The organism is Arcicella lustrica, from assembly GCF_034930985.1.
GTDB classification, from domain to species: Bacteria; Bacteroidota; Bacteroidia; order Cytophagales; family Spirosomataceae; genus Arcicella; species Arcicella lustrica.
Genome location: NZ_JAYGIM010000001.1, coordinates 425,072 through 437,594, shown reverse-complemented (window position 1 = coordinate 437,594; position 12,523 = coordinate 425,072). Strand labels below are relative to the sequence as shown.

Genomic DNA, 12,523 nt, shown 5'->3' with positions numbered 1-12,523 from the left:
TTTTCATTGATATTTGTGAGCAAAAAGAATTCCTTTTTGCTCACAAATTATTAAGCCAATAATTTCAATGCTTCTTGAATATATGACAATCCTTTTTCAGAATATGTTAATGATAATGCAAACTGATGTCCATGTGCATCCATTTTCAACAAAGATTTTTTTAGAATATTGATTACTTTTTCAGCATCATGTTTTGTATGAAATTCTTCATACTGAAATTGTAAAAAAACAAGACACAAAGCATTTTCCATTGTTTGTACTTCGGGGTCAGTTTTGATTCTCTGTTTAAGGACAATCCTCTCAACTTTAGCAATTTCATCTAAGTCAAAACCAACATCAAGTAATATTTCTTTCGCTTTTAGGGCATGAAAAAGCCCCAAATCTTTACGCCAAGTTAAATAACCAACTCTTCCATCTGGATACGATTCTCTGGCTATTTCCCAACGTCCAATATGCTGGCATCTCGAAGCAAGTAATAAAGCTTGGCTTGCTTCTGGTTCTAATTTGAGTACCCAATTGTATAATTGAATTGCCAAAAAATATTCTTGAGGATAGCTTTTTCCCTCCCACTCAAAAACATGTTTATCGGTTTTGTTATATTCATCAAATTTTTGAAAAGCATTTGATAGTTTTTCCATTATCTTAAAATTGGTTAAGTAATTATCCAGATTTTTGGGTTCTTAAAGTAAATCTCACAAATAAAAATTTACTAAACAATAAGGCTTTATCCTGATATTTTTAAAATTTCTGTGTAGGTATTCACATATTTGCCATAACACACTGGTAAAAAATGGGTTATCCAATAATTTACAAATATTAATAATTAATAAAATAGCATCTAATACTTATTTTCAGTAACTTAAGTGACGAAAATTCAACATAAATAAAACAATGCGTATAACAATGTAACTTTTTTTCATTAGTTTGCATTAAGATTGATTTGGAACACCACGCCAGTCAAGTCTTATTAAAACTGCTTTCAATTAGAGTATGAATAATTTCACTCCGCCAAATGAATTTATTACAATTCAAATTGAAGCCCTACAGGAAAACGATTTCGATCTCGTTCTTGATGTCGCTTCAAACATATTTGACTCCTCAGTCATTTGCCTCTCTTTTTTAGGAGTAAAAAGGCAATGGTTTAGGTCGGATGATGATGATGCTTTCAATTTCGATTTCAATCTAAGTAGCTACTTAGTCCAATATCAATTCAGCAATTCTGATGATATTTTCAATATCAAGCATCCTCGAGAAGCCTTTTTTATAGAAAACGGTATAGCGTCTATCATTAGTAAAACATTGTATTTATCTAATGGCGCAATATTAGGGCATATTTCGTTACTCAACTCTTCAATTACTGAGCTTTCAGCCAAAGAACAAAAAATATTAAGAACGCTTTCCCAAAAAGCAATTGCATTAATAGAACAAAACCAGCTTAATTTAGAGGAACTCGTTTTTGAAAAAAACCAGTTAAAAGTATTACTAAGTACTACCAATGATTATATCTGGTGTATAGACAAAAATCTTAACCTAATTTCTGCTAACAAAACCTACATTGATACCATCAAAAAACATACTGGCAAAATACTAAAAGGTGGAAATTCATTTCTATTAAAAGATTATTATACAGATGAATTAATCGAATTTTTTAAAGAACAAAGCCAGAAGGCTTTTTTAGGAAATGCTTTTTCAGTAGATACTTATATTCCTGCCACTAAATGGTATAATGAGCAATGGATGGAAATATCATTCCAGCCAATTTATGAGAATGCACAAGTAGAAAAATTAGTTATTAATGCCAGAAATATTACTAAAAGGAAAAAAGACAAAGAGAAAATAATTAAAAGTAAAGAACAATATGAATTACTTTTTCTCTCTAATCCACAACCCATGTGGATTTACGATATTGAAACCCTTGCTTTCCTAGAAATCAACGAAGCCGCTATCCAACATTATGGTTATTCAAGAGGTGAATTTTTACAGATGACACTTTTGGATATTAGACCGAAAGAGGATGCCTATAAATACCTCGACCATTCGAATCCAAAAGATGGACTTGATGTAAATCAGTACGAATGGAGACATATCAAAAAAAATGGCGATACGATTTTTGTTTTGATAACTACTTATGGATTAAACTATCACGGAAGAAGAGCTCGACACGTGCTCATTAATGATATAACAGAACAAAAAAACTATCTTCAACTTCTTGAAAATGAAAAAGCTAATACTTCGGCACTCATCAATAGTACAGATGATTTAGTTTGGAGTATCGATGAAAACCAATGTTTAGTTACAGCCAACGATGCTTATTTGAACCTGATTGAACATTTTGGTGGCACTAGAATCAAACAAGGAGATTGTATCAATAATATCAAAGGATTTGATGATGAAGTAAATCTATACTGGAAAGCACTCAATGAAAGAGTTTTATCAGGCGAAATCTTTACCCATGAATTGTATTCGCAAAATGTAGATTCTATCTGGGGTTCTTGGAGTGAAATCAGATTTAATCCTATCAAAGATGGCGATAAAATCAGAGGAGCAGCGATGTTTGCTAGAAATATCTCTAATCGCAAAGAAATTGAACTAGCGCTTGAAACCAATCAAAGAATTTTACTAGAGACTAGCGAAGTAGCAAGAGTTGGTGGTTGGGAAATAGATTTAGTCAATCAAACGGTTTCATGGTCAAAAATCACTAAAGAAATTCATGAACTTCCACTAGATTACGATGTAAAAATAGATGAGATACTTCATTTTTATCGAGAAGGCGAAAACCGAGAAAGAATTAGAAAATTAATTGATACAGTAGTTGCTGAAGCGAAAGATTTTGATTTTGAAACCCCAATTATCACAGCAAAAGGCAATGAAAAATGGATTAGAGTAAAAGGTGGAGTAGCAACAATTGAAGGCAAATCAGTTAGGATTCATGGAATGATTCAAGATTTAGAAGATATTAAAAAGTTTGAAGTACTTCTAAAAGAAACAAGTGAAATTGGACGTGTAGGTGGTTGGCAGTATGACATTCCCACTAAAAAAGTTACGTGGGGCTCTATCACAAAAGAAATTCATGAAGTACCAATCGACTATGAACCTACGTTTGAAAGTAGCATGAGTTCCTATAAAGAAGGTGAAAGCAGAAATGCCATCATTGAAGCCGTGAACAATGCAATACATTCAGGAACACCATACGATTTAGAAGTACAAATCGTTACTGCTAAAGGAAAAGAAAGATGGGTAAGAGCTAAAGGAAGAGTAGAACTAGCCCAAGGCAAACCAATAAGATTGTATGGAATGATTCAAGATATTAACGACCAAAAGAAACATCTTGGAGAAATAGAAGCACAAAATAAACAACTCAGAGAAATTGCATGGATGCAGTCGCACGTTGTGAGGGCGCCAGTGGCACGTATCATGGGAATTATCAATTTATTAAACGATTTTGATAGTGTTGAACTAAGTAAGGAAGAACTTCTGCAAAATATTCTTGATTCTGCTTATGAACTTGATGGAATTATTCGAAAAATCAACAACACGATTAAAACAGATCACAACAATATTTTAATATGAAACTCAATTTATTAATAGTAGATGACGACAAAATGGTGCAAACATTGCACTCGATTATAGCAAAAAAAAGTGGACTTACAGATTCTCCAATAAATTTTGCCGATGGACAACAAGCATTTGATTATATTATTAAAAACAATGGAGATGATGCCTATTTAATATTGCTCGACATCAATATGCCTGTAATGAATGGATGGGAATTGTTAGAAGCCTTGAAAAAACAAGCCCTGAAAAATCAAATTTTTGTGGTAATGGTAAGTTCTTCAATTGACCAACACGACCTCGACAAAGCAAGTACTTACGAACAAGTAATTTCTTATGTATCAAAGCCTTTGACTAAAGATATTCTGGAAGGATTAAAAGCCCAACAACAAGTAAAACGCTTTTTTGAGCATTAAAATTAGACTACCAAGTCACAAAATGGAATTAATAAAAGTTTAATCTTTTATTAATTCCATTTTTTTTGAAATTTATTTTAAGTATTTATACTTATTTTTATTTTAATTTTTAGGTCTAAAAATGTATTTACAAGCTTAAAAAAGGCTGTTATTTCTTATTTGTAGCTTAAAATTTAATACTACTTTTTATATAAAAACATTGATTTCATCATTTCAAGGGCATTTTTCCAGCCAAACACTTTACAAAACTTCAAAAATATTTTTTGTTTTATCAATTTTCTCCATCCTACTATTTCAAGTAGCAATTAGCTATACTTCTTCTCCCCTAAAAGATAATTTCACAAAATAGCCTATATTTTCTATCATATTTCATTAAAAAAAACTGTAAATAGCTAAAAACCAGTTAAAAACTTCAGCTTTCATCCTTCAAATCCATCATTTGGCAATCAAAATTTTTGGTTGCAACTTTCGTTATCTAAATACAATAAGTGTTTTTACTCACACTTATTACAAGGCTCTGTAAGATTTTATTTTCAATACTGAGACTTTCTGGAAAAGTAAATTCTGAAACAAAACATACAAAACTTAAACATTACATTGTCATGAAATCTAATTTTTTTTGGGCGAGCTTGCTACTGGTAGCAAGTTATGGTTCGTTCGCTCAGGAGGTTCCTTCAGGTGACCCTGGGTATAGCACAAGCAATTACAAACATCCTAATAAAGCAGCTGCGGCAGCTAAAAAAAATAAAAAAGGTTTTCCAATCAGTGAAAATGTCGCAATCAATAGGAATTACAAACAGGCAGGTACTCAGACAACTGAAAAGGGCTTGAGTATTATTAGAAATCAGCCAAAAGAAGAGTACTTAACTTGGCAAAACCCTAAAATGCCTTTTACTAAAAAAGTAGTAAAAGACGCTGAGCTGGCGAACGATACCATCAGAAAGAACGATACAACTATCGACTAATTTTCTGATTCCTTATCAAGCAACCTCCTTATGAACGTTTTCAACAGACAATCATAAGGAGGTTTTTTATTTGGACAAAACAAAAATTAAACTATTTCAATTTAAATTAATACTTATCTAATATTAATGACCGTAAACTAAAAAATGAATTAACATTTGGGTTCGGCATACTAAATTACATGAGTAAATAGTTCTACACCACTCTATTTATACCTCAATAAACTTCTCTCATTACTTTATCTTATAAATTCAGATTAATTTAAGTTGTAACTCTTCCTTCAATCTCCCAAAAATCCTAAGTCTTATTTCAAAAAAAAAATAATTCTCTTTCATCCTTCACTTTTAGGCTTCTATCAAAAACGCAGTAAAATATTGCCGAGCTTTTCATTTTTTATCTCATTGTTAACAAACTTTTATGTAAGTTGTAATATCAATCAATCACGCTTTATATCATCCTTATATTTAAGTGTTCTTTTATTGATTCAATGGTCTTAAAACAATCGGAATAAAAGTGAAAAGCACATCAAACAAAAATCAAACTATTGAAAAAAGCATTGATAATTCACCTGTAGCAATGTTTCAGTTGGTATTGTCTGCTGATGGAAAAATATCATTCTCTTATGTCAGTAAAAACATTGAACATATATTTTTCAAAGCAGATAAAACTTCTTTTCAAAGCACTCCTAATCTTTATTTTGAGTCAATATTTGAAGAAGATTATCAAAACTTTTTTGCTACTCTTGAAGCTTCACAAAAAGAGCAATCTAATTGGTTTTATGAATTCAGAATCAAACAGAACGAACATGATTTTCGCTGGATAGAAGTATTGGCAAATCCTGAAGTAAATGTTGATGGCTCAATTATTTGGCGTGGCTATTTTAAGGATATTTCTCTGCACAAAGCGAAAGATGAAAGTTTTAAAATGATAGAAAAACGCTTTAATACTATCATTGAAAACTTTACAGAAGGTTTTTCATTAGTTGATACTGAAGGTACAATTTTAGAGATTAGTCCGTCAGGCAAAAAAATATTAGGTTTCAATTACGACGAGAATACTTCTACAATTAAAGCTAAATTGAATATCCATCCTGAAGATAGAGCAGCTTTGGCTAATCTTTTCTTAGAAGTAATAGCGAATCCATGCCAAACAAAAACGATAGAATTTAGGATTATCATGCCAGACGGCACTGAAAAATGGCTTGAAACTACAATTCACAACTTACTTGAAAACCAAGCTATAAAAACCGTTTTAATGAATTTTAGAGATATTAATGAACAAGTTTTGGCAAGAAAACAAAGAGAATTTGATGCCAAAAACTTAAAGTCATTGATTGATAATACCTCTGATATTGTATGGAGTGTAGATACTTCTTGTCGTTTAATTTCTTTTAATGCTGCTTATGAAAAGTTAGTTTTCGAATACATCCAAGAAAAAATTTTCTACGGCCAAAATATTCTGGAAACCCTAACATTCAGCCCATCTCATTTAGCCTTATTCACTTCTTTTTATAAAAGAGCCTTGGCAGGAGAGACTTTTACTGCACAATACAATATTTCTTACTTAAAAAATTTATGGAGAGAAGTTTCATTTTATCCCATTAAACTTGATGGTAAAGTGATTGGAACTGCTTGTTATGGCAAAGATGTGACAGAAAGAAAGCTTAACGAATTTGCTTTACAAAAAACAAATGAACAATTATTAGCTGCCCAAAATATTGCGAAGTTAGGTTATTGGGAAGTCGATTTGGTGGGGGAAAATCATTTCTGGTCGGAAGAAATGTATCATATATTTGAACTTGATTTTACTCAAAGTCCACTCAATTTAGCTGATGCAATAAACTATGTTCATGAAGAAGATAGAGAAAAACTCCTTGAACAGCATCAGTTAATGGTAAGCGAAAATAAGTACGTGGACCTTGATTTTCGTTTGAAAATGCCAAATGGTAATATAAAGTATTTGGTAATGAATGCCAAACTCAACAAGGACGAAGAAGGGAAAGATATTCAGATAAGAATCACTTCACAAGATGTTACAGAAAAGAAAAAGGCAGAAAATGATGTTATTCAGCGAGAAAAACGTCTTAAAGCACTTTTTGAAAAAAGCACTGAAGGAATTGCCATTATCAATGCAGACAGAAAAATTATTGATATTAGTCCAGTCGGGAAAAAAATATTAGGCTTCAATACGCTTGATGAATACGATAGAAATTTAATTCCTCCAGAGGATTTAGTAGAATTACGTTTGGCTTTTCAACAAGTTTATGAACAACCCGATTATTCCCCAACAGCAAATTTTAGGTATATAAAACCCAATGGTGAAGTATTATGGATTGAAACCCATTTTAATAATCAGTTGAACGAACCATCTATTGAAGGTATTATTATGAATTTCATGGATATTACCATGAGGAAAAAGGCTGAACAATTACTTAAAAGTGAACAATATCTGTTAAGGACAATCATTGATAATTTACCGCTAAATGTTTATGTAAAAGATTTAGCATCTCGAAAAACCTTAATCAACAAAGCAGAACTAGAATATCTGGGATTCAAAGATGAAAAAGAAGGCTTAGGCAAAAATGATTATGAAACATTTACAGCTGAATATGCCAAAATATTTATTGAAGAAGACCAAACTGTTTTCAACACAGGAAAAGCAATTATCAACAAAGAAACGTTAATCGAAGACCCAACCAAAAAAAGAGTATGGTATTTATTATCTAAAATACCACTTGTTAATGAACAAGGTAAAATTGATAGATTAATTGGTATTAGTATTGATATTACTGAACAAAAACTTGTACAAGAACAACTCAGTGCAAGTGAATTAATGTTTAAAAATCTCGCTAAAAACGTACCGGGAGTGGTATATCAATTATGTGTTGAAGCTGATGGAACAACACACTTTCCGTATTTGAGTGCTAAAATTCAAGAAATTTTCGGAATTGATTTTGATAACAAGGAAAAAGATTTAGCCAAACATATTTATTCAGAAGATAAAATTACTTTTTTGAACTCTATTTATGTTGCTATGATTAGCAAAAGTAATTGGAGCTATGAAGGAAGAGTTCAAGCTGATAATGGTGAAATAAAATGGTTTCAAGGGATGTCTAGCCCGACAATTATGGGCGATAGAATAATTTTCAATGGAATTCTGATAGATATTACCGAAAGAAAAAATGCAGAAGAATCTAAAAAACAGCTTCGCCAGCTAGAACTTTCATTGGAAAAGGAAAGAGAGATAAACTTGTTGAAATCTAGATTTATTTCTTTTGCTTCACATGAATTCAGAACTCCACTGGCTACGATTGTCACCAGTATTGACATTCTGGGAATTTACACCAATATGTTATCGGATGCTGAAGTCAAAGATAAATTAAAACATCATCTCAACAGAGTTACTTCACAAGCGAATCGACTGACAGAGATGCTCTCGGATGTAATGTTATTGGAGAAATCAGCCAATGATAAAATTAATTTACAATTAGAGAACATTGATATTATATGTTTGATTAAAGAACTTAACAACCAATATTATAATGAAAGAAAAGACAATCGAAAATTAGAACTGATTTTGCCTACAGAAAGTAAAGAAATTTTTTCTGATGCTTCTTTGTTGAAGCACATTATCAATAATTTGATTGATAATGCTTTTAAATATTCTAAAGATGCCCCCAACCCCAGTTTAATACTGGCAATTAACGACAAAGATTTTAAAATCATTATTCAAGATTATGGTATTGGTATTCCTTTAGAAGATCAACAGCATTTGTTTGAGATATTTTTCAGAGCCAATAATGTTTTAAATATCGACGGTACAGGCTTAGGATTGAACATTACAAAAGAATTTACTCAAAAACTTGGCGGAACGATTAGTTTCAAAAGTGAAGTAGGTAAAGGAACAGAATTTACTTTGGTATTTCCTAAGCATTATTCTTGAGTGCTAATGTTCAAATTAGCAAGAATATCATTTATTGGTGTCAACAAAAGCGAATAATAGCAAACTCAACAAAATCAAAAAAATGATTAACTTGCTAAACAATTATCCCTGAATTCAAAAACTCCCCATGTCGGCAAAACGCAATCCCGCAATTCTATTTATTTTTATTACTATTCTTATTGATGTGTTAGGTATCGGAATCATTATTCCTGTTTTACCTAAATTATTACAAGAACTTACTGGTAAAGGACTTAGTGAAGCTTCACAATATTCTGGTTTTATGATGGCGGCTTATGCAGTTATGCAATTCATTTTTTCTCCGATTTTAGGTGGATTAAGTGATAAGTATGGTCGTCGTCCTATTATTCTAGGTTCGCTATTTGGTTTTGGATTAGATTATATTCTTTTGGGTTTTGCACCAACTATTGCATGGCTTTTTGCAGGAAGAATTATTGCAGGAATTACGGGAGCAAGCTTTACAACGGCTTCTGCTTACATTGCTGATATTTCAAATGATGAAAATCGCTCTAAAAACTTTGGAATGATTGGTGCAGCTTTTGGCATTGGGTTTATCATTGGACCAGTCATTGGTGGAGTATTAGGAGATATAGGTGCAAGAGTACCTTTTTTTGTAGCGGCAGGACTAACCCTTCTTAATTGGCTTTATGGTTATTTTGTATTACCAGAATCTTTGTCACAAGATCATAGAAGAGATTTTGATTGGAAAAGAGCAAATCCAATAGGTTCATTAAAAAACTTAGGTCGTTATCCAGTTGTGTTAGGTTTGGTAGGTGCATTTTTCTGTCTTCAATTGGCAGGACAAACGCATCCAAGCACATGGTCGTATTTTACCATGAAAGAATTTAATTGGACATTGGCAGAAGTTGGATACTCACTTTCTTTTGTGGGTTTAGTAGTTGCCATTGTACAAGGGGGTTTAAATAGAATTATCAATCCAAAGTTAGGAGATAGAAACTCTGTTATGGTAGGATTATTATTTTATGCCGCAGGTTTTGCTTTATTTGCTTTGGCTACAAAAGGATGGATGATGTACGCTTTTATGATTCCTTTTGGTTTGGGTGGTATTGCTGGTCCAGCTTTACAAAGTATTATTTCGAAACAAGTACCAGCCAATGAACAAGGTGAATTACAAGGAGGTTTGACAAGCTTACAAAGTGTTACTACTATATTCGGACCTTTGTTAGCTTCTAATTTATTTGCTTACTTTTCAGCAGACGATGCGCCAATATTCTTTCCTGGAGCAGCATTTATGATGGCAGCTTTGCTAACAATTATTGCTTTGGTAATAGCTTTAAAATCGTTTCCTAAAAACAAACTGGCAACAGAGGCAATTGAGAGTTAGTGATTGGGTGAATTGTGAATTAGTTAATTTGTTATGAACAAGGTTAAGTATTTTTTTAAATGAAGTTAATCAAAAGAAAAGAGTAATCTATTTTACTTTATTAAATCGACAACTCATCAATTCACAACTCACTAATTCACTCAATCATTAAATCACTCCATCACTAACTTTCAATTTAAAACACTTCTCCATTCATCCTCCAAAATCACTGATTATCATGATAGTGTTTTGTGGTAAAAATATTCCTTGTTACATTTCAAACATAATTAGATACAAATTGTATTTACGGAAAACCAAAACGATTAAAATCAATCCAAACACATTTAACACAAACATAAACATGAAATTTTCAAAAATGATAAGCGCTGCTTTGATTGTTATGGTAACAACAGCAAGTGTTTTTGCACAAACAGCCGACGAAATTGTAACAAAGCATATTGAAGCCATAGGAGGTGCAGAAAAATGGAAAGCTTTAAAAAGCTTAGAGATGAAAAATAAATTCTCGGTACAAGGCATGGACATTGAAAGTAAAACTGTAATTGTAGCAGGAAAATCTTTGAGAACGGATGTTAGTGTAATGGGACAAGAAATCGTTACGGTAGTAGATGGCGAAACAGGTTGGTCTATCAGACCAGCGATGATGCAAGGAACTGGAGCACCAGAAGATATGCCATTAGCTATGGTAAGAGAGTCTCGTAAACAGTTAAATTTAGGAGGTTCATTGATTGGCTACAAAGAAAATGGTTCAACCTTAGAATTAGTAGGTACTGAAAAAATAGATGGTGCTGATGCTTACAAATTGAAATTGGTAGAAAAAAACGGAGAAGAAACTAATATTTATCTTTCAACTTCAACATATTATACTTTAAAAACAAGTGGAAAGCGTAAAGTTCAAGGACAAGAAATTGATGCTGAAGTGACATATTCAAACTTTAAACCAATAGAAGGTCTAATCTTTGCACATACGATGGAAACGCCTAGTCCGATGGGTGGAAGTATGACGATAGAAACAGAATCAATCAAATTGAATCCAAAGGTAGATGAAGCAATCTTCAAAAAACCAGCGAAATAGATATTATTGAATAGACATAAAACGAGCCATTTTTCACTGAAAAATGGCTCGTTTTATTTTAAATAGCAAGACCGAATTATCGACAGCCCATTATTTTTGTACTTTAATATCAAGGCTAACTGTACCAGCCACACCCGCTACTACACTATTCACTTTGATAAGTCCTTTCTTGCCTCTACCATTCAAGAAAGCATAAACTTTACCAGCTTCAATCGCAATAAATTGCGGTGCAGTATTCGAGATACTTAAAGCTCCCAATGTTAAATCATCTGCCGTAGCAAAGTCAACCGCTGTTGGCGCCACTGCAAAATAAGTAGCAGAACCTCCGCCAGTATAAGAACCCGAACAATCTGTAGCAGTAGCAACAGTGCTTAAGCTAAAGCTTGCACTTCTAGCAGGATTCGACATCAAAGTCGATTTCACAGGCGAACCTACAGAAGCATACGTAATATCTACATACTTCATATTTGAATCTAAGTCACATACTTTATAAATATCACCCGTTGCAGATGTTACTCTTGAACCTGCCGCATTCGACTGTGCTCCTAAAGTAATTGAAGGCCAAGAAGCAATCTGTGCTTGAGATGAAACATTCACTACCAAAGTTCTACGAGTTACGTTAGCCGAAGTACTGTTGGCATCTGTTGAAGTATTGTCATACACATCAAAGTGAATATATACTTTCCCAGAAGTTGGTGAAACAGTGTATTCAACTGTTTGTGTTTGCTCGTCTTTATTTTTCAATTTAATTTCAAACAAAGGCGTTGCATTGGCTGGACGGTAATTCGCAGTAGTCTCAACAAATACTCTCAAGATACGTGGTTTCCCACCCGAAGCTGTTTTTTTAATTAATAAAGAAACGTTTACGTTATCGCCATTAGCCGCCACTACAGACGACGTAGCGTTGATAGTTGGGTCAGTAAAAGTAACATCTAGTCCACCTGTTGCAGCAGGCAAAGTATTGTCAACAGTTGTTGGTTGAATATCTGGCGTAACACCGCAAGCAGAAACCAAAGCCACTAAAAGGGCTAAAAATAAGTTAGAAAGTTTTTTCATGATTTTTGAAGAGTAAAATAAAAAGCAAGGATTATGTTTATGTATCTGATAAGAAAATCGTGCCATGACGCTTATCACAGCTTAAATAGAAACAGAAAGAGTATTGAAAATCAATATGTAACAAATAATCGTCGGCAATTTTCCTCAAATTTACGCACA

The 12,523-nt window shown here is 32.6% G+C and carries 8 protein-coding genes; 6 read left to right on the top strand and 2 right to left on the bottom strand.

What is annotated here, in order from left to right:
* Positions 1 to 50: 50 nt before the first annotated feature.
* Positions 51 to 638, bottom strand: coding sequence for a DUF4202 domain-containing protein (locus tag VB798_RS01655; RefSeq protein WP_323255284.1), 588 nt, complete (start codon positions 636 to 638; stop codon positions 51 to 53).
* Between the two features lie 352 nt (positions 639 to 990).
* Between VB798_RS01655 and VB798_RS01650 the strand changes: the two genes are divergently transcribed.
* From VB798_RS01650 to VB798_RS01625, 6 genes are all read left to right on the top strand, one after another.
* Complete coding sequence (locus tag VB798_RS01650) at positions 991 to 3,570, top strand: PAS domain-containing protein (protein ID WP_323255282.1); 2,580 nt, start codon at positions 991 to 993, stop codon at positions 3,568 to 3,570.
* Positions 3,567 to 3,968 (top strand): response regulator, encoded by a 402-nt coding sequence (locus VB798_RS01645; protein WP_323255280.1) that lies wholly within the window; start codon positions 3,567 to 3,569, stop codon positions 3,966 to 3,968. The genes VB798_RS01650 and VB798_RS01645 overlap by 4 nt, the downstream gene beginning before the upstream one ends.
* A 602-nt stretch (positions 3,969 to 4,570) precedes the next feature.
* On the top strand, positions 4,571 to 4,933 hold the full coding sequence (locus VB798_RS01640) for a hypothetical protein (RefSeq protein WP_323255278.1): 363 nt from the start codon (positions 4,571 to 4,573) through the stop codon (positions 4,931 to 4,933).
* A 511-nt stretch (positions 4,934 to 5,444) separates the two neighbouring features.
* Positions 5,445 to 8,873 carry a PAS domain S-box protein gene (locus tag VB798_RS01635; protein ID WP_323255276.1) on the top strand — a complete coding sequence of 1,143 codons (3,429 nt, stop codon included), beginning with the start codon at positions 5,445 to 5,447 and terminating at the stop codon, positions 8,871 to 8,873.
* Positions 8,874 to 9,000: 127 nt separating this feature from the next.
* Positions 9,001 to 10,236 carry a TCR/Tet family MFS transporter gene (locus VB798_RS01630; protein WP_323255274.1) on the top strand — a complete coding sequence of 412 codons (1,236 nt, stop codon included), beginning with the start codon at positions 9,001 to 9,003 and terminating at the stop codon, positions 10,234 to 10,236.
* Between the two features lie 340 nt (positions 10,237 to 10,576).
* The gene (locus tag VB798_RS01625; RefSeq protein WP_323255272.1) at positions 10,577 to 11,308 is read left to right on the top strand and encodes an outer membrane lipoprotein-sorting protein; all 732 of its coding nucleotides are present in this window, start codon (positions 10,577 to 10,579) and stop codon (positions 11,306 to 11,308) included.
* Between the two features lie 90 nt (positions 11,309 to 11,398).
* On the opposite strand, the gene VB798_RS01620 is transcribed toward VB798_RS01625, so the two are convergent.
* The gene (locus VB798_RS01620; protein ID WP_323255270.1) at positions 11,399 to 12,364 is read right to left on the bottom strand and encodes a hypothetical protein; all 966 of its coding nucleotides are present in this window, start codon (positions 12,362 to 12,364) and stop codon (positions 11,399 to 11,401) included.
* Positions 12,365 to 12,523: the final 159 nt, after the last annotated feature.

Excerpts from the sequence above, each read along its gene's own strand:
- VB798_RS01655 (WP_323255284.1), bottom strand. The coding sequence starts at position 638 with ATGGAAAAACTATCAAATGCTTTTCAAAAATTTGATGAATATAACAAA.
- VB798_RS01650 (WP_323255282.1), top strand. The coding sequence starts at position 991 with ATGAATAATTTCACTCCGCCAAATGAATTTATTACAATTCAAATTGAA.
- VB798_RS01645 (WP_323255280.1), top strand. The coding sequence starts at position 3,567 with ATGAAACTCAATTTATTAATAGTAGATGACGACAAAATGGTGCAAACA.
- VB798_RS01640 (WP_323255278.1), top strand. The coding sequence starts at position 4,571 with ATGAAATCTAATTTTTTTTGGGCGAGCTTGCTACTGGTAGCAAGTTAT.
- VB798_RS01630 (WP_323255274.1), top strand. The coding sequence starts at position 9,001 with ATGTCGGCAAAACGCAATCCCGCAATTCTATTTATTTTTATTACTATT.
- VB798_RS01625 (WP_323255272.1), top strand. The coding sequence starts at position 10,577 with ATGAAATTTTCAAAAATGATAAGCGCTGCTTTGATTGTTATGGTAACA.
- VB798_RS01620 (WP_323255270.1), bottom strand. The coding sequence starts at position 12,364 with ATGAAAAAACTTTCTAACTTATTTTTAGCCCTTTTAGTGGCTTTGGTT.